The organism is Pseudoclavibacter sp. AY1H1, from assembly GCF_002931055.1.
Lineage (GTDB): Bacteria > Actinomycetota > Actinomycetes > Actinomycetales > Microbacteriaceae > Pseudoclavibacter.
In genome coordinates this window covers 110,244-127,940 of the sequence record NZ_PSXX01000003.1, presented here as the reverse complement: position 1 = coordinate 127,940, position 17,697 = coordinate 110,244, and the positions used below count along the sequence as shown (strand labels likewise).

Here is a 17,697-nt window from a genome sequence, read left to right as displayed (position 1 = left end):
TCCCCTCGGCCCATCGGTTGGAGCTCCATGCCGGAAACCACTGCAACTCGCGGAGAGCGTGCACGCCAGCGTCGCAAGACTCGCGCCAAGCGCCGCGCCGCGATCTTCGGCTCATCGGCGCTCGGCGTCGTCGCAGCCGGGGCCATCGCAGTGACCACCCTCACGGGTGCCGGGGCCACAGCCTCGGCCGACGCGTCGCTGAGCCCGAGCATCCAGGAGCTGTCGCAGGAGCAGGCGCAGGCCTACGCGGTCCTCGCCGTCTCGGGGGAGAGCTCGCAGGGGACCACCATCGACGACCGGGGCTCGAGCGTCAGCATCGACGTGGTGCCGACCGACCCTGCCTCGCTCAAGAAGATCACCGAGGAGATGGTCAAGACCCAGTACGGCTGGGGTGCCGACCAGATGTCCTGCCTCGACAAGCTGTGGATGAAGGAATCCGGCTGGAACTACCTGGCCGAGAACGCCGATTCCGGTGCGTACGGCATCCCGCAGTCGTGGCCCGCTGAGAAGCTCGCCACGATGGGCGCCGACTGGAAGACGAACCCGCTGACGCAGATCAAGTGGGGGATCGACTACATCGACCGAGCGTGGGGCACCCCGTGCGCCGCCTGGAACCAGCACAACGGCTCCTATTGACCTCGGACCCGCTGCCCACGACCGCAGCGTCACCTTCGGCTGAAGACCTCGCCACCGCGAACCACCTGGGAGTACCCGCATGACCACCACCGCCATCCGCACCGGCTCGACGCGGGCCTCACGGCCCGCAGGCCTCCGCCGACGTGCGGGAGCCCGCGTGATCGTTCCGACCCTGGCCGGAGTGGCGATCGCTGCTCTCGCGGTCACTGCGACCGTCCAGCTGGGGGTCCAGGGGCAGGGCGAGAGCGAAGTCGTCTCCGTCGCGTCCGTGGATGAGTTGACCGCCGCGGGTGCGCAGGGCTACGCCGTGAGCCTCGTCTCCGCAGTGGATGCGGCACCGGCGGACACGAGCCGCACGAGTGACATCGCCAGCATCGTCGTGGTCACGCCGACGCCGACCCCGACGCCCGAGCCGGAGCCCGAGCCGGCACCCTCGCAGTCGAGCAAGAACTCCTCATCCGGGGGGTCCTCGTACAAGGAGGCCGACGTCTCCTCGGACCCGAGCATCGACGCCACGCTGGCCCGCATCGCGCAGTGCGAGTCCGGTGGCAACCCTTCGATCAATACTGGGAACGGCTACTACGGCATGTACCAGTTCTCGCTTCCCACGTGGCAGTCCGTCGGCGGGACGGGCCTGCCCTCCGACGCATCGCTGGAAGAGCAGACAATGCGCGCCAAGATGCTGCAGGCGAAGGCCGGCTGGGGGCAGTGGAGCTGCTACTGACCGGGAAACCGGCCAGAATTCCTGGGCCAAGAGCTGCGGCAGTCGGCTGGCGACTGATGCCGTTTTCGTTGCCATTCCGTGACCATTCCGTTATCCTCGGGGAGTCCCTAGTTCCAACCCCGGGAGATCAATGACCACGTTGCAGCGCACAGGCTCGACGCGAGCAGCGCGTCCGACGGCCGCACGACGCTCACGGGCGAAGATCATCGTCCCCATCGCCGCGAGCACCGCTGTCGGTGCCCTTGCGCTCACGGCCGTCCTGCAGGCGGGTGTCGCCGGCGGCGCCTCCCCAGCTCTTGCGATCGCGCCGAGCGTCGCGGACCTGACTGCCGCGGGGGCCCAGGGATACGAGGTCAGCCTGGTCTCCGCCGTCGAGGCGAGTGGCGAGGCAACGGTCGAAGATGAGGGCACTGCCGCCCCGACTGCGACTCCGCGAGACAACGATCTGGCCGGCATCGTCGTGACGACGCCGACCCCGACGCCGACCCCCACTCCGACACCGACCGAGAAGGAGTCGAGTTCCTCCTCCTCGTCGTCGTCGAACAGCAGCCCCGACTACGTCGCGCCCGACCCGGGCACGTCGAAGGCGGTTGCCGCCGACGTCGTCGCGTCCATGGGCTGGGGTACCGGCGAGTTCGCCTGCCTCGAGAAGCTCTGGCAGCGCGAGTCAGGCTGGAACGCGGCGGCCGAGAACCCCTCGTCAGGCGCCTACGGCATCCCACAGTCGCTTCCCGGCAGCAAGATGGCCACGCACGGCTCTGACTGGCGCACGAACCCCGAGACGCAGATCCGCTGGGGCATCGACTACATCAAGGGCCGCTACGGCACTCCGTGCGGCGCGTGGGCGCACTCGGAAGCCAACAACTGGTACTGATCCACTTCTCCTCGAGCCCGCTGGGCTCAGCCTCACGACGCCGCGTGACCTCAGGGTCACGCGGCGTCGTCTGTCAGCTCGGTTCCCACGAGCTTCCTAGAATGGTTGTCATGCCCCGCTCGAACCGATCCCGCCGTCCAAGCGGTGATCCGTCCCCGAGGACGAAGGGCGGTCGCGCGGCGAAGCGGCAGCAGGCTGCCGCCGACCGCGCTGGCGACCAGGCCGACGAGCTCGAGCGTCTCCGCGAGGGCTGGCGCCGCACGGAGGTGCGCCGCGGCGTCTCCTACACCGTGCAGCCGATCTCGGCGGTCCGGGCGGTCAAGGACTACGTGTGTCCTGGCTGCCCCAACGCCGTCGAGGCGGGAGTCGCGCACGTCGTCGTCTGGCGGGCCGAGGGCATCCTCGGAGACGAGCACGCCTTGGCGGCCCGCCGCCACTGGCACAACCACTGTTGGAGGATGGCATGACCGACGCATCGACGGCCGGAGAAGCTGGCGAGTCCATCGAGATCCGGAGCGGAACGGAGCTGCCAGCTCGCCGCGAGGAGATCGAGCTGCACACGAGCGATGGCCTGACCCTCGTCGGGGAGCTGGCGCTGCCCCTCCGCCGTGAGCCGGTCGCGACACTGGTCACCCTGCACCCCCTGCCCACCGCGGGCGGGTTCATGGACTCGCACGTGCTGCGCAAGGCATCATTGCGTCTGCCCGCGCAGGCGGACCTGGCTGTGCTTCGCTTCAACACGCGAGGCACGAGCTCTCCGCGAGGCACGAGCGACGGCGAGTTCGGTGACGGAGAGACCGAGCGCGCCGATGTCGAAGCCGCCATGGCGTTCGTCCGCGAACGCAGGCTGCCGAACCCGTGGCTGGTCGGCTGGTCGTTCGGCACCGAGCTCGCGCTCAAGCACGGCCACGAGCACGCGGACGTCAAGGGCCTCATCCTGCTGTCCCCGCCCCTGCGGCGCACGAGCCAAGCCGAGCTCGACCGCTGGGCGGACGCGCGCATCCCGGTCGTCATGGTCGTGCCAGAGCACGACGACTTCCTCAAGCCCGACGAGGCGGCGCAGCGTATCGCGCACCTCCCGAACCTCGAGCTCGTGCCCGTCGACGACGGTCGGCACCTGTGGGTGGGGGAGAAGCAGACGAAGCGAGTGCTGACGGAGATCGTGCAGCGCACGAACCCGGCGGCGCTTCCGCTCAGCTCGTCGTGGCCGAGCGGCGAGTGATCCGCGTCACGATCCGGTGCATGAAGCCGAGCTTCACCTCGGTTGGAGCGTTCAGCACGAACGGATAGAGGTCGTTCTGGCCCATCGCTCTGCTCAAGCGGTTCAGGAGCAGCGAGACCTCGTGCCAGTCGGCGAGCACCCGCTCGATGGGCTCCTCCGTGTAGTCGAGGAGCGGGGTCGTCTCCGGCTGCAGCACCACGTTCGAGGCGGCGGCCGTCCAGAGCGATCCGAGGATGTGCAGGTAGTGCGCGAAGGTCTCGGCGAAGTCCTCCCAGGGGTGCATCGTCGCGTACTCGGAGATGTACGACGCCGACCAGCCCTCGGGGGCGCCCAGGCGGTAGTGGCGTTCGAGCGCCTCCCGGTAGCTCGCGCGCTCGTCCCCGAACAGCTCTCGGCACTCGTCGAGGAGCGTCTCGTCGTCGAGCAGGATCGCCTGGTAGTAGTGGCCGATCTCGTGCCTGAAATGACCGAGGAGGGTACGGTACGGCTCGCCCAGACGCACTCTGAGCGCTTCGCGGTGCGCATCCAGGGTCTCGGCCAGGTCGATCGTGATGATGCCGTTCGCGTGGCCGATCGACACTCGCTGGCCTGAGCTCCGGCTCGAGAGCAGGTCGAACCCGAGACCCCCGTCACGTTCCGCGTAGCTCTCGATGGGGAGGCGCAGGTGCAGGCACTGCGCGAGCAGGCGCCGCCTGTCCGCGTTCGCCTCTGCGAGCTTCTCGAGCGCGAGGGTGTCGTCGGACTCAGGGCGCTTGCGAACGAGCCTGCAGGAGAGACATGACGAGGTCGCGATGCCGTCCTCCACGAGCCAGTTGCACCGCCAGCTCCGGTTCCCGCATTCCCGCCACAGCCTGCCCTCGAGGAGGACGGCTCCGCCGCTGACGTCGACGAAGACCTGCGTCTCGTCGTGGAAGGCGATCGGCGTCGCGCAGGCGTCGCACGACAGCGACTCGAGCATGACGAGCGACGCGCAACGGGGGCACTGGATGCTCTGCACGCCTCGAATCATAGGTGGAGAACGGTTCGTGCAACGCTCGGCCTGCGCCGCCGTGAGGCTAGCGCTCGTTCTGCGCCGGTATCCAGACTTCCTTGACGATGAGGAGGATGGCCGCCGCGATCGGGATCGCGACGAGAGCGCCGAGGAGCCCGAGGAGCGTGCCTCCCGTGAGCGCGGCGATGACGACGATGGCGCCGGGTACCTGCACGGCCGAGCTCATGATGCGAGGGCTGATGACGTAGGCCTCGACCTGCATGTAGACGACGTAGTAGATGGCGGCCATCCACCACACGCTGCTGTCGACGGGCATGAGCGCCAGCTGCAGCACGACGATGATGACCGACGCCGACAGCGTTCCCACGAGGGGGATGAGCGAGCCGAGGAAGGCGATGATCGCGAACACGGCGGGCATCGACGCGCCGATGATGGAGAGGAACGTGAAGGACAGGATCCCGTTTGCGAGGCCGAGCGCCAGCTGCCCGAGGACGAACTTCCCGACGGACGCCGTGATCTGCTCGGTCAGCTCGGCCGTGCGGGCCCGGCGGGAGGCCGGCAGGAGCTGGTAGAAGCCGCGCTTGATGCTGTTCATGCTCGAGACGAAGTAGAGCATGAGGATGAAGACGATGAGCACCCCGAAGAAGGCGTTCACGATGCCGAAGCCGACTTCGAGCACGCCACCGCCGATGGCGGCGAGGTTGTTGCGCAGCCACTCGAGCGCGTCGGTCACGAACTCCTGGGCCTGGAGATCCGGGAAGCGCTCGTCGACCCACTCGATGACGTTCGAGCCCGCGAGGTCGTTCACGATCGACGTGTAGCGCGCCGAGAGCTGCTCGACCTGGCTCGAGATGCTCGGGATGAGCGCCCACACGACAAGACCGAGGGCGAGCGCGGCTCCTCCCAGCGAGGAGATGATCGCCGCCCACCTGGGCCAGCGGTGGCGCTCCAGGAACGCGATGATCGGCTCGAAGCCGAGCGCCAGGAACAGTGCCGCACCGATGTAGGTGAGGATCGTGCTCAGCGAGGCGATCATGCCACCGAGGACAAGAGCTACGAGCACGCCGACCGTCGCGACGAAGCCCAGCCTGAACGGATTCTCGATGCGCATGCGGTGTTCCCCCTGATCGGATCCCGGCCGATGGCCGGGATCCGAGTCTAGACGCGCGGGAGGGGTCGAGATCGCACGCTGGGCCTACCGCTGGCGCGGACCTCCGCGCTTCTGGCTCGGGTTCTGTCCGCCGCCCTGGCCCGCGGCCTGAGCAGGGACCGGCTCGTCCTTCGAGGTGCTCTCGTCAGCGGGCTCGCTTGATGTCTCGGACGTCGCACTCACGTCGTCGGCTGCAGTCTCCTGCTCCTGCTGGGAGCCACCGCTCGAGAGCGCGAAGGCGTGCGCCTCGGCTGCGTCGGTGCCCGAAGCCGCCGCCTCGGTGTCGTCAGCGGCGGGCCGCTTCGTGATCTGCTCGTCGGCCTCGGGAAGGCTGAAGTCGGTACGCGAGAAGGCTCGCTTGAGCTGGTCGAGGTAGCTCTGCACCTGGTCGCGCTCCTCGCGGAGCTCCGAGAGGCGCTGCTCGGCGTTGTCGAGCAGGCTCTGCGTGTGCTGCTCGACCTCCGTGTTGCGCTCGCGCGCCTGCTTGTTGCTTGTCTCGAGCAGGTCGGCCGCCTTGCGCTCTGCCTGGTCCTGCGTCTCCTGCGCGCGGCGACGCGCATCCGCCATGATCTTTCCCGCTTCGCGCCGAACCTGCTCGCTGCGCTGGTTGAGGTCGGCGAGCTGCTCGGTCGCGTCGTCGATGAGCTTCTTCGCTGCTGCCTCCGCCTTGCGGCCAGCGGCCACGAGCTGCTGCTCGAACGCGTTGCGGCGCTTCGAGAGCTCGACATCGAGCTCCGTGCGCTTCGCGTTCATCTCCCGGACGGAACCCTCGCGGAGCGCGTCGAGCTCGCCCTTCGCTGCCTGGCGCTCCGCCTCCTGCTCGTGCTCCATCTGCGTGCGGCGAGCCGCGGCTTCGCGTTCGAAGTCGGCGCGGGCCTTCTCCATCTCCCGCTGCCGCTCGGCGAGGCGAGCGGCGGACTCGGCGATCTCGTTCTCCACGGCCTGACGCTTCGTGGCCAGCTCCTCGTCGACCGACGCGCGCAGCGCGCTGATCTCGAGATCGGTCGAGTGGCGCAGCTCGCGCAGCTCGGTCGTGACCTGGTCCTTGACCGTCTCGATCTCGCGCTCCTGGTTGGTGCGCGTGAGATCGGCTTCCTGCTTCGCGTTCTCCAGGAGGCTGTCGGCCTCCGAGCGGGAATCGCTCAGCACGCGCGAGGCGCGAACATCCGCCTCACGTGTCACCCGCTCCGCGTAGTCGTTGGCTTCCTGGTGGATGCGGGCCGCGTTCCGGTGCGCTTCGCTGAGGATCTTGTCGGCCTCGCGCTGCGCCTCGGCAGTGAGCTTCTGCGCCTGCTGCTCGGCCGTCGCGAGCGTGCCCGCGAGCTTCGTGCCGAGGCCGGAGTAGGTGGGATTGCCGACCTCGTTGAGCTCGGACTCGAGCTGCTTGATGCGGGTCCTCATCGCCGCGATCTCGCGGCTCGCACCGGAGTCCTGGTTGCCGGCCTGGGCGAGCTGCGTGCGCAGTGACCTGATGACCTCGTCGACTTCTTCGCGGTTGTAACCGCGCATCGCCGTGTTGAAGTTGATGTCGTCGAATGCCAAGGACGCCTCCGCGTGAGTCAGGGTGCAGGTGCGCGCCGACCGCCTGCGCACGTCCTGAAGTCTAGACGGCGGCTCCGAACAGCGCCCTGATGAGGCTCGGAATGGCGGAGACATCTCTCCGGAAATCGCAGCTTCTCGAAACGTGACCGCGGGCGCATTCACCGAATTCGGGGGCGAAACCGGCGTATTCCAGGGGAAGTGCGGGCACGGTGCGTTAGATTGAGGGGTCGAGAGTCTCCATGAACCTCATGGAAGACGACGGCACCCTCGCGAGAGGAGCACGTCGAGCGCACAAACGATGCACGGCGCAATCACTCGAGAAGGAGTCACTCAGTGAGATTCATCCTAGCCGCGATCGCATTCCTCGGAAGTGTCGCGCTGCTTGTCGTCGGCTGGCTGCAGGTCACGGAAGCGCGGGCGGCCGACACGGTCGTCGCGACGGGCACGCTGACCCAGGAGTCGCCGTTGCTGGTCATCCCCAGCGACACGCTCATCGAGCACGCTGGCACGCAATCCATCACGATCCGCGGCGATGGCCCCATTCGCGTCGCGATCGGGCGCCAGGCGGACATCGCAGGCTGGGTCGGAACGACGCAGCACGAGATCGTCACCCTCGACGACACGAGCGGAGCTCTCGTCTTCACGCCGGGCGAGGCTTCGGCGGATGAGACGACGGCCCCCAACATCCTCGGCAGCGACCTCTGGTTCCAGGAGTACGAGGGGGAGGGGCAGCTCGAGATGCAGCAGACGCTTCCCGTCGGCTTCGCCCTGCTCGTCCAGTCGGACGGGGAGGCCTCCGCGCCCAACGAGATCTCCATCTCCTGGCCGCTCGACGGACGCGCGCCCATGGCCGGTCCGCTCCTGCTCGGCGGCGGAGTCCTGCTGCTGATCTCCCTCGGCCTGCTGCTCTGGGCGCTGCTGAGCATGCGCCGCCGCTCGAAGCCGCAGCGACAGGCTCGCGAGGAGCTCGCCACCGAGATCCCGGTCGTCGTGCCCGCCGCTGACGGCGGAACCGCGGCGACGCCGGCGTTCTCCTTCGAAGGCTCAACGCAGGTCGCGGACGACGGGCTCGATTCGTCCGAGGTCGATCCGATCGAGCAGTCGCAGAGCGTCGTGGCCGAATCGGTCCGGCTCTCCGAAGGCGACGCTCGATCCGTCGAGGCAGACCACGACAGCTTCAGGCCGGTCGAGGAGCCCAGCTGGGCGCCACCGGCCACCGTCGACGCGGCGGACCGGCAGCCCCAGGCTGCCGCCTTCCCTTCCTTCCGGGCCCCGAGCGCCGAGGCAGCAGCAGTCAGCCCGGCACCTGGCGCACCCGTTGCTCCGGCGGTCGACGACCCGTTCAGCTGGAGCGGCCAGGAGGAGGCATCGTCTCCGGATGCCGGCGACTCCCCGTCCGAGTCGGCAGCGCTTCCAGCGGACGACGACACGGACAAGGCGGACTCAGGCAAGTCGGACGACGACGACTCCACCGGTGGCGGGGAGCCTCCCGCTGGCGGAGTGCCCGGCCCTGACGCGACCGCACCATCCGGCGACGCGCCCGCTGCTGAGCCTCAGCAGTGGCGTCGACCCCGCGGTCGCGACCGGAGCCAGGCCCCGAAGCGACTCTTCAGGCTCATCCCAGTGCTGCTCGTCGGATCGATTGCGCTCTCCGGATGCTCCGCCGACTTCTGGCCAGAGCAGTTCGGCGGGTCGACGAGTGCGCCGACGACGCCGACGCCGACCTCCTCGATTGACCAGGCGCTCCTCACCGAGGGCGAGGCACTGCCCGCCGTGAACGCGCAGCAGCTCACGGAGATCCTCGACGACGCAGCCAAGCTCGCCCAGGAAGCGGATGCCGCCAACAAGCCGGATGGGCTGGCGCCGCGATTCACCCAGGCCGCCTACCAGGAGCGCGCAGCCGAGTACAAGGCGAAAGCCGCCGACAACGCGCTGCCCGGCCCCGTGGCCTTCCCGACCGGCGAGATCGTCTACGCCGTGCCGCAGGCCTCCGAGGCCTGGCCGAAGTCGATCTTCGTGGTCCGGGAAGCCGGCGGAGAGACGCCAACGGCACCGTTCGGCATGATGCTCACGCAGTCGACGGCCCGCGACGCCTACAAGGTGGCATCCATCGTGCAGCTCACCCCCGACGTGACCCTGCCGGAGGCGGCCCCCGTCGAGATCGGAGCCCCCGGTATCGACGGCCTCGCACAGCCGCTTGTCATCGCTCCTGAGGAACTCGCCGCGGCCTACGCCGACGTCATCAGCAACGGCGACGGCTCGCAGTTCGCCGCGCTCTTCTCTCCCGAGGGAGATTCCCTGCGCACCCAGATCGCCGATGCCAGGGCGACGGTCTCGGGCGAGATCGACGCGAACGCGGCGCGGATCGAATTCCAGACGCGGGCGAGCGACGATCCGCCCTTCGGCGTGCAGACGCTCGACGGGGGCGCGATCATCGCGGTCTCCATCGAGGAGGTCGAGAAGCTGAGCGCACGCACGCAGCTCGCGACGCTGAGCGTTCAGGGCCGCACCGCCGCTCTTGCCGGTGCCAGCTCCTCGTCACTCGGGTTCGAGACGCTCTACACCAACCAGCTCATGTTCTACGTGCCGTCTGAAGCGACAGGCGGCGCAGTCCAACTGCTCGGCTACGCCAACACCATGACCGGCGCACGCCAGCTCAACGCCAACGAGGTTACCTATGGCTGAAACCCCTCCACTCAACCCAGCGAGTCTCTACGGAGCCGTCGATCTCTCCTCGCTCGTCCAGCGCGCGAACACGCCGGCAGGTCAGGAGCCCGGCGCTCCGGCAGCCGGCGCTCCAGGACAGCCCACGCAGCCAGCAGCCGGAGAGCCGGTTGCGACGCTGCCGGACGTCGTGGTCGATGCCGACGAGCAGACGCTCGAGCAGTTCATGCAGCTCTCGCAGTTCCTGCCCGTCATCGTCGAGATGCACGCCGCCTGGTCGAGCGACGCGCAGGCCCTCTCGCCCGTGCTCGCGAACATCGTCCGCAGCGCTGAAGGACGCATCGTCCTCGTGCGGGTCGACCTGGATGCGCATCCGCAGCTCGGGCAGCAGCCGCAGGTCATCGCGATCATCGGCGGTCGGCCGCTGCAGCTCTTCTCCGGCAACCCGCCCCAGGAGCAGATCACGCAGATCGTCGGCGAGATCCTCCAGGTCGCTGCCCAGCAGGGGCTCACGGGCCACGTCGCGGTGGATGCGGCACCTGAGGCCGAGGCGGAGGCCCAGGCCGAGCCTGCCGCACCGCCGCTCCCGCCGCTGCACGCTGAAGCCTTCGAGGCGCTCGAGCGCGGAGACTATCCCGCAGCCATCGACGCCTACGAGCGCGCCCTCGCTGAGCGCCCCGCCGACGACGAGGCTCGCGCCGGCCTCGCCCAGGTGCAGCTCCTCGTCCGGCTCCAGGGCAAGACGCTCGAGGAGATCCGACAGCGAGGCGCCGCCAACGCGGACGACCTCGATGCGCAGCTCGACGTCGCGGACCTCGACCTGTCGGGCGGGCATATCGATGACGCGTTCGACCGCCTGCTGACGCTGTTCCCGAAGCTCGACGCCGAGGGCAAGACGACGGTGCGCGAACGCCTCCTCGATCTGTTCCTCGTCGTGGGCGTGGCAGACCCCCGCGTGGGGGCTGCACGGGCACGGCTCACGAACCTGCTGTTCTGACCTGAGCTGGCGAACAGAGCGAGGCCCGGATGCGATCAGATCGCATCCGGGCCTCGCTCCGTTGAGCCTGCGGGTCTCCTAGCCCTCGAACTTGAGCCAGACTGCCGCGAGCGGCGGGAGGGTGATGGCCGCTGACTGCGCGAAACCGTGGGATGCGACGTCCTCGGTCGTGACGGAACCGTAGTTGCCGGCCCCCGAACCCGCGTACGTCTCCGCGTCGGTGTTGAGCACCTCCGACCAGCGTCCGGCGTGTGGCAGGCCGAGGCGGTAGCCGCCGATGGCCTGGTTCGAGAAGTTGAAGATCATCGCGACGTCCGGAGTGCCGTCGAAACCACGGCGCGCGAATGCGAGGACGCTGTTCGCTGCGTCGTCGCCGCTGAGCCACACCATGCCGGACGAGTCGTCGTCGAGCTCCCAGAGCGCGCCCTCGTGCTTCGCGAGACGGTTGAGGTCTCCGACGAGACGCTGGACGCCCGCGTGGCCGGGGTTGTCGAGCTCCCACCAGTCGAGGCCGCGAGACTCGCTCCACTCGGTCTGCTGCGCGAACTCCTGCCCCATGAAGAGCAGCTGCTTGCCCGGGTGGCCCCACTGGTACGCCAGGAAGAGGCGCGTGCCGGCGAGCTTCTGCCACTCGTCGCCTGGCATCTTCGAGTACAGAGACCCCTTGCCGTGGACGACCTCGTCGTGGCTGATGGGAAGCAGGAACCGCTCGCTCCACGCGTACACGAACGAGAACGTCAGGTCTCCCTGGTGGTGGGAGCGGTAGATGGGGTCGCGCTCGACGTACCTGAGGCTGTCGTTCATCCAGCCCATGTTCCATTTGAGGCCGAAGCCGAGGCCGCCCCATTCGGTCGGCTTCGTGACGCCAGCCCAGCTCGTCGACTCCTCGGCGATCATGGCGATACCGGGGTAGAGCTTGTAGGCCGTCGCGTTGACCTCCTGCAGGAAGGCGATGGCCTCGAGATTCTCGCGCCCGCCGTGGATGTTCGGCACCCACTCCTCGCGCGAGTAGTCGAGGTAGAGGATGGAGGCGACGGCATCGACGCGCAGCCCGTCGATGTGGAACTCCTCGAGCCAGTACAGCGCGTTGGCGACGAGGAAGTTGCGCACCTGGGAGTCACCGAAGTTGAAGACCTTCGTGCCCCAGTCGAGCTGCTCGCCGAGCCGAGGGTCGGCGTGCTCGTAGAGCGCCTGGCCGTCGAACTCGGCGAGGCCGAAGCTGTCCTTCGGGAAGTGGCCGGGCACCCAGTCCATGATGACGCCGTAACCGGCCTGGTGGAGCCGGTCGATGAGGTAGCGCAGGTCGTCGGGCGAGCCGAGGCGGGAGGTCGGCGCGTAGTAGCCGGTGACCTGGTAGCCCCACGAGCCGCCGAAGGGGTGCTCCGAGAGCGGCATGAACTCCACGTGGGTGAACTCGAGGCCGTCGAGGTACTCGACGAGCTGGTCAGCCAGCTCGCGGTAGCCGAGTCCGGGACGCCAGGACATGGCGTGGAGCTCGTAGGTGGTCATGGGGCCCGTGTGCGGGTCCTTCTGCGCCCGGGACGTCATCCAGTCGCCGTCGCCCCACTCGTACGTGCTGGGGTTCGCGATGACCGACGCGGTCTGCGGCGGCTGCTCCGCGTGCAGCGCCAGGGGGTCTGCCTTCTCGACCCAGTCGCCGGAGGCGGTGCGGATCTGGAACTTGTAGGTCTCGTGCGGCGTGACGCCTGGCACGAAGAGCTCCCAGATGCCGAGTGCGTCGAGGCGGCGCAGGGCGTGCGCCCGGCCATCCCAGCCGTTGAACGAGCCGATGACGCGCACGGCCTGGGCGTGGGGTGCCCAGACGACGAACGAGGTGCCCCAGACGGCGGAGTAGGTGCCCCAGTGCTCGCGGTGGTGGGCGCCGAAGACATGCCAGAGGCGCTCGTGGCGCCCCTCGCCGAAGAGGAACTGGTCGACCTCGCCCACGACTGGGAGGAAGCGGTAGGGGTCGTCGACGATGTGCGGAACGCCGTCGCTGTAGACCGTCTCGATGCGGTAGTCGTCGAGGCCGTGCTCGTGCACGCCCTGCCAGATACCGTGGGCGAGATGCTGCAGCTCGACCCGCTCGCCGCTGGACTCGAGGATCGCGGTGACGCGCTCCGCGAGGGGGCGACGCGCTCGGATGAGCGTGCGCCCGTCTTCCTGCAGGTGCTGCCCGAGGATCGCGTGGGGGCCGGAGTGCGTGCCCTCGGCGACCGAGCGCAGCTCACCCTCGGGAACGCCGATCGGTGCGGGAGCGGCGGGCTTGAGTTCGTCGGTCATGGTGTTTCCGTTCTCGAGATCGTCCGGTCGCGCCGCCTGGCGCGACCGGACGACGGGTCAGAGTGCCGAGTGCCTGACGCGCAGGATGTGCGCGGGGAGGGTGGATGGGTCGAGGCGCACGTAGTTCGCGCCGCCCCAGACCCATTCGTGCCCGCTGAGGAGGTCTTCCACCCCGAACTCCGTGTCGGACGCGAACCCGAACTTCGTCTGGTCGATGTAGACGGTCGCCTCCTCGATACCGGAGTGGTTGAGGTTCACCGCGACGATCACCGTGTTGGAGACGCCGTCGGCGGCGTACTCGGCGGGCAGGTGCTTGGAGAAGACGAGCACGTTCTCGTTGTCGCTGAACTGCACCTCGAAGTTGCGCAGCTGCTGGAGCGCCGGGTTGGCGCGGCGCAGCTCGTTGAGCTTCGTCAGCAGCGGAGCGAGGGAGTAGCCGCTCGCTTCCTGGGCCGCCCAGTCGCGCTGCTTGAACTCGTACTTCTCGTTGTCGATGTTCTCCTCCGAACCGGGGCGGGCCACGTTCTCGGCGAGCTCGAATCCGGCATAGACCCCCCACAGCGGGGAGGAGGTGGCGGCGACGATCGCTCGGATCTTCGCGGCGTTGCGCCCACCCTTCTGCAGGTACTCGGTGAGGATGTCCGGTGTGTTGACGAAGAAGTTCGGGCGAAGGAAGTCGCTGGACTCCTTCGATACCTCGGTGAGGTACTCCTCGAGCTCCGTCTTCGTGTTGCGCCAGGTGAAGTAGGTATACGACTGCTGGAAGCCGGCCTTCGCGAGCGCGTGCATGATGGCGGGTCGGGTGAACGCCTCGGCGAGGAAGATGACCTCGGGGTGCTTGGCGTTGACCTCGTGGATCAGCCACTCCCAGAACTGCAGGGGCTTCGTGTGCGGGTTGTCGACGCGGAAGATCTTGACGCCGAGGTCGATCCAGTACTCGACCGTGTCGAGGACCTCCGCGTACAGGCCGTTGCGGTCGCCGTCGAAGTTGATCGGGTAGATGTCCTGGTACTTCTTCGGCGGGTTCTCGGCGTAGGCGATGCTGCCGTCTGGCAGCTGCGTGAACCAATCAGGATGCTCAGCTACCCACGGGTGGTCGGGGGTCGCCTGCAGGGCGAGGTCGAGGGCGAGCTCCATGCCGTTCTTCTCGACCTCGCTGACGAAGTACCGGAAGTCCTCGACGGTGCCCAGGTCGGGGTGGATGTCGCGGTGGCCGCCTTCTGCGGACCCGATCGCCCACGGGGAGCCCGGGTCTCCAGGCTCCGTCGTAAGGGAGTTGTTCGGCCCCTTGCGGTTGGTGTGCCCGATCGGGTGGATCGGCGGAACGTAGAGCACGTCGAAGTTCATGGCTGCGACCGCAGGCACTCGCTCGGCAGCGGTGCGGAACGTGCCGGAGGTCCAGCTGCCGTCCGCCGCCTGCCTGGCGCCCTCCGAGCGGGGGAAGAACTCGTACCAGGCCGCGTTTCCGGCCAGCGCGCGGTCCACCTGGATGCTGCGCTTGGCCGAGCGCGTCACGAGGGAGCGGACGGGGTGCGCCTCGACGACCTCGAGCACGTCTTCGGCGAGCAGCGAGGCGAGGCGGAAGGAAGCGGACCGGGAGGTGAAGCGCGACGCGGTCGCCGCGTCCCGCAGCACGGCACTCTGATGCGCGGTGAGCTCAGGATTGGTGGCCGCACGGTCGACGACCATCGCACCGAGCTCGAGCATGACGTCGACATCGATGCCTGCGGGGATCTTGATCTCCGCGTTGTGCTGCCAGGTCGCGAAGTCGTCGTTCCAGGCTTCGACCCACCACTCGTGGGTGCCGGCGGCGGTGACCTGCGCCTCGGCGAGCCACGAGTCGGTGCCCTTCGGGCCAGGCTGCATGCGGATGCGCGTGGCCTCCGCGCCGGGCTCGGTGAGCACGAGCTCGACGCCGATGATGTCGTGTCCCTCGCGGAAGGCGACGCACGAGAAGGGCACGACATCGCCCACGTACCCCTTCGTCGGGAAGAGGTTGTCGACGAGCTGCGGCTGCAGGTCGAGGATGGGGATGCGGCCGATCACCGGGACGTAGCCGGAGCCCGGGAAAGCGTCGCCGGTCGGCGGGAGCGCCGTCGCGACGGCCGCGGCTGCGGCCGGCATCGCCGCTGGAGCCTTCGGCTTGCGCGCCCTTGGCGCCTTGGCCGAGGAGGGCTCGGGTGCTGCCGCTGCGCTCACTGGCGCGTCCTGCACCGCTGGGGCAGGCTTCGGCGAGGTGCTCGCTCGCTTCGCGGCTGCCCGACGTGGGCGGCTCGGTGGAATCTGGTCGTCTGACGCTGGTGTCGTTGCCACATCCGAACGCTACCAACACCCACCCGCATCGGGGCTGTTCGCGTGTCACGGAATGCGAACGACCCCCACGCCGTGGTCTAGATGTGGTGGTGTCCCGGCTCGACGTCCACGGCGTAGACCTGCACGGAGGGTCCCTCGAGACCGGTGAGCTGACCTGGGACGAGCACGCGACTGGCGCTGAGCGCCTCGTCCGGGTGCTCGTGCGTCGAGTCCCAGAGGAGCCGGTACCCGGTGATCTCGTCGACGGCTGGCGCGCGGAGCGCCGCGTCGTCCTCGCTGCCGTGCACGACGAGCAGGAGCCGGTCGGTGAGCATCCGCACCCCGTCGACGAGCTCGGCGTCGCCCGTGAAGTCGGCATCGGCTTCCGGGATGTAGGCGTCGAGCAGCACCTGCAGGGTTCGCCCGCCCGGCCCCTGCCAGGAGCCGTCGCCCATGGGGTTGCCGAGCGCGTCGAACCACCGGCGCCTGGTGCCGTGCTCGCTGAGCGCGTGCCCGTGGTTGAAGCTGCTCGGACGCAGCACCTGGTGCTGCGCACGCAGCTCGATGAGCCTGCGCGTGTGCGCGAGCTGGGCGAGCTGGACCTCGCTCAGCTCCCAGGAGAACCAGGTGAGGGGCGAATCCTGGTTGTACGGATTGTTGTTGCCCTTCTGCGACCGCGCGACCTCATCGCCCGCCGTCAGCATGGGCACACCCGCGCTCAGGAGCAGAGTGCCGAGGAGGTTGCGCATGGAGCGCCTGCGCAGCGCTTCGATGTCGCCGCGGTCGCTCGGCCCCTCGACGCCGAAGTTCCAGGAGCGGTTGTCGCCGGTCCCGTCGCGGCCGAGCTCGGCGTTCTGCAGGTTGTGCTTGACGTTGTAGGAGACGAGATCGCGAAGCGTGAAGCCGTCGTGGGCCGTCACGAAGTTGACGGAGGCGAGGGGCCCGCGGTCGTCGCTGAACATGTCGGACGAGCCGGCGAGCGAGGTGCTGAACGCGCCAGCACCCTCGGGATGCACGCCGGAGCTGCGCGCCTCGGCGATGTCCCTGACCCAGAACGAACGTGCGTGGTCGCGGAAGCTGTCGTTCCACTCCGACCAGTCCTCCGGGAAGTTGCCCGTCTGCCAGCCGCCCATGCCGACGTCCCACGGCTCCGCGATGAGCTTCGTGTCGGCCAGGCGGTCGTCGCGGACGATCGCCTCGAGCAGGGGGTGATGCGTCTCGAAGGCATGGTGCGCATTTCGGCCGAGCGTTGCCGCCAGGTCGAAGCGGAAGCCGTCGATGCGGAACTCCTCCACCCAGTACCTGAGCGAGTCGAGGATGAGCTCGCGCACGATCGCCTCCGACGTGTCGAGCGAGTTGCCGCAGCCGGTCTGGTCGATCGGGTTGCCGTGCATGTCGTGCCGGTAGTACGTGGCGTTGTCGAGGCCGCGGAACATGGACGTCTCGTCGCCGCGCCCACCCTCGGAGGTGTGGTTGTAGACGACGTCGAGGTACACCTCGATGCCGGCTGCGTGCAGGTGCTTGACCATGCCCTTGAACTCGCGCGCGATCGCGTGCGGGCCCGCCGCACGGGCGGCGGGGGAGGCGTAGTCGGCATGCGGGGCGAAGAATCCGAGCGTGTTGTAGCCCCAGTAGTTCGCCATGCCCTGGCGCCGCAGGAACGACTCGGACGCGAACGCGTGCACGGGAAGCAGCTCCACCGCCGTGACGCCGACCGATTGGAGGTAGGCGATCGTGTCCTCGTGCGCGAGGCCGGCGTAGCTGCCACGCAGGTCTTCCGGCATGTGCGGGGCGAGCTGCGTGAATCCCTTGACGTGCGCTTCGTAGACGACGACGTCGCGGAGGGGGAGGAGCGGTGCTCGCACCTGACCCCAGTCGAAGGGCTCGGACTCGACGACCTGGGCGGTCCAGACCGGGACGGCCGGGCTGCCGACGTTCGCGACCTGCCTGGCGTACGGCTCGACGAGCAGCCGATGCCTGTCGAAGGCGTTCGTTCCGCTCGACGGCCCGTCGGCGCGCACGGCGTACCGCTGCCCGTTCACGAGCTCGGCGCATTCTGCCTGCCAGACGCCGCCTGGCATGCTGGCCATCTCGATGGTCCGCGTGACCGTGCCGTCGGCGGCCACGAGGCACAGCGTCATCGAGGTCGCGTGCATCGAGAACACGCGGAGGCGCGCGATTCCCTGGCGGTGGGTCACGCCGAGGTCTGAGCGGGTCTGGGAATCGGGCATGAGGCCTAAACTGTTCGAATCGAGCGGCCGGGCGCCGTCCGGCGGCTTCCTGGTCACATGCGTGCGTCCTGGTGCGCACAGATCGCGCAAG

Annotated in this window: 13 protein-coding genes; 7 read left to right on the top strand and 6 right to left on the bottom strand. The window is 68.7% G+C overall.

From position 1 onward, the window contains the following. Nucleotides 1-27 precede the first annotated feature (27 nt). From C5E05_RS20640 to C5E05_RS07315, 5 genes are all read left to right on the top strand, one after another. Nucleotides 28-636, top strand: coding sequence for a hypothetical protein (locus tag C5E05_RS20640; RefSeq protein WP_104240691.1), 609 nt, complete (start codon nt 28-30; stop codon nt 634-636). 79 nt (nt 637-715) lie between these two features. Continuing rightward, the gene (locus tag C5E05_RS20340) at nt 716-1,360 is read left to right on the top strand and encodes a transglycosylase family protein (protein WP_219819500.1); all 645 of its coding nucleotides are present in this window, start codon (nt 716-718) and stop codon (nt 1,358-1,360) included. Between the two features lie 130 nt (nt 1,361-1,490). Further along, nucleotides 1,491-2,234, top strand: coding sequence for a transglycosylase SLT domain-containing protein (locus C5E05_RS20335; protein WP_219819499.1), 744 nt, complete (start codon nt 1,491-1,493; stop codon nt 2,232-2,234). Nucleotides 2,235-2,344: 110 nt separating this feature from the next. Further along, nucleotides 2,345-2,701 carry a hypothetical protein gene (locus tag C5E05_RS07320; protein WP_104240783.1) on the top strand — a complete coding sequence of 119 codons (357 nt, stop codon included), beginning with the start codon at nt 2,345-2,347 and terminating at the stop codon, nt 2,699-2,701. Further along, complete coding sequence (locus C5E05_RS07315) at nt 2,698-3,456, top strand: alpha/beta hydrolase (protein WP_104341537.1); 759 nt, start codon at nt 2,698-2,700, stop codon at nt 3,454-3,456. The genes C5E05_RS07320 and C5E05_RS07315 overlap by 4 nt, the downstream gene beginning before the upstream one ends. On the opposite strand, the gene C5E05_RS07310 is transcribed toward C5E05_RS07315, so the two are convergent. The 3 genes from C5E05_RS07310 to C5E05_RS07300 form a co-directional block, all read right to left on the bottom strand. After that, nucleotides 3,428-4,453, bottom strand: coding sequence for a putative zinc-binding metallopeptidase (locus C5E05_RS07310; protein ID WP_258064790.1), 1,026 nt, complete (start codon nt 4,451-4,453; stop codon nt 3,428-3,430). The genes C5E05_RS07315 and C5E05_RS07310 overlap by 29 nt on opposite strands. 58 nt (nt 4,454-4,511) lie before the next feature. Then, nucleotides 4,512-5,558 (bottom strand): AI-2E family transporter, encoded by a 1,047-nt coding sequence (locus tag C5E05_RS07305; protein ID WP_104240694.1) that lies wholly within the window; start codon nt 5,556-5,558, stop codon nt 4,512-4,514. An 84-nt stretch (nt 5,559-5,642) separates the two neighbouring features. Next, entirely contained in the window at nt 5,643-7,139 is a 1,497-nt protein-coding gene (locus tag C5E05_RS07300; protein ID WP_181059445.1) for a DivIVA domain-containing protein, read from the bottom strand. A gap of 333 nt (nt 7,140-7,472) precedes the next feature. Between C5E05_RS07300 and C5E05_RS07295 the strand changes: the two genes are divergently transcribed. Continuing rightward, on the top strand, nt 7,473-9,824 hold the full coding sequence (locus C5E05_RS07295) for a hypothetical protein (RefSeq protein ID WP_104341535.1): 2,352 nt from the start codon (nt 7,473-7,475) through the stop codon (nt 9,822-9,824). Further along, nucleotides 9,817-10,800, top strand: a complete 984-nt coding sequence (locus C5E05_RS07290) for a tetratricopeptide repeat protein (protein WP_104240697.1) — start codon at nt 9,817-9,819, stop codon at nt 10,798-10,800. The genes C5E05_RS07295 and C5E05_RS07290 overlap by 8 nt, the downstream gene beginning before the upstream one ends. 78 nt (nt 10,801-10,878) lie before the next feature. Here the strand turns inward: C5E05_RS07290 and glgB are convergent, their stop codons facing one another. The 3 genes from glgB to glgX all read right to left on the bottom strand — a co-directional run bounded on the left by glgB (nt 10,879) and on the right by glgX (nt 17,606). Continuing rightward, a complete protein-coding gene (gene glgB, locus C5E05_RS07285; protein WP_104341534.1) occupies nt 10,879-13,083 on the bottom strand; it encodes a 1,4-alpha-glucan branching protein GlgB in 2,205 nt (734 codons plus the stop codon). 57 nt (nt 13,084-13,140) lie between these two features. Next, nucleotides 13,141-15,207: an alpha-1,4-glucan--maltose-1-phosphate maltosyltransferase gene (locus tag C5E05_RS07280; RefSeq protein WP_104240784.1), complete on the bottom strand. Its 2,067-nt coding sequence runs from the start codon at nt 15,205-15,207 to the stop codon at nt 13,141-13,143. A 266-nt stretch (nt 15,208-15,473) separates the two neighbouring features. Continuing rightward, nucleotides 15,474-17,606 (bottom strand): glycogen debranching protein GlgX, encoded by a 2,133-nt coding sequence (gene glgX, locus C5E05_RS07275; RefSeq protein ID WP_104341533.1) that lies wholly within the window; start codon nt 17,604-17,606, stop codon nt 15,474-15,476. Nucleotides 17,607-17,697 lie beyond the last annotated feature (91 nt).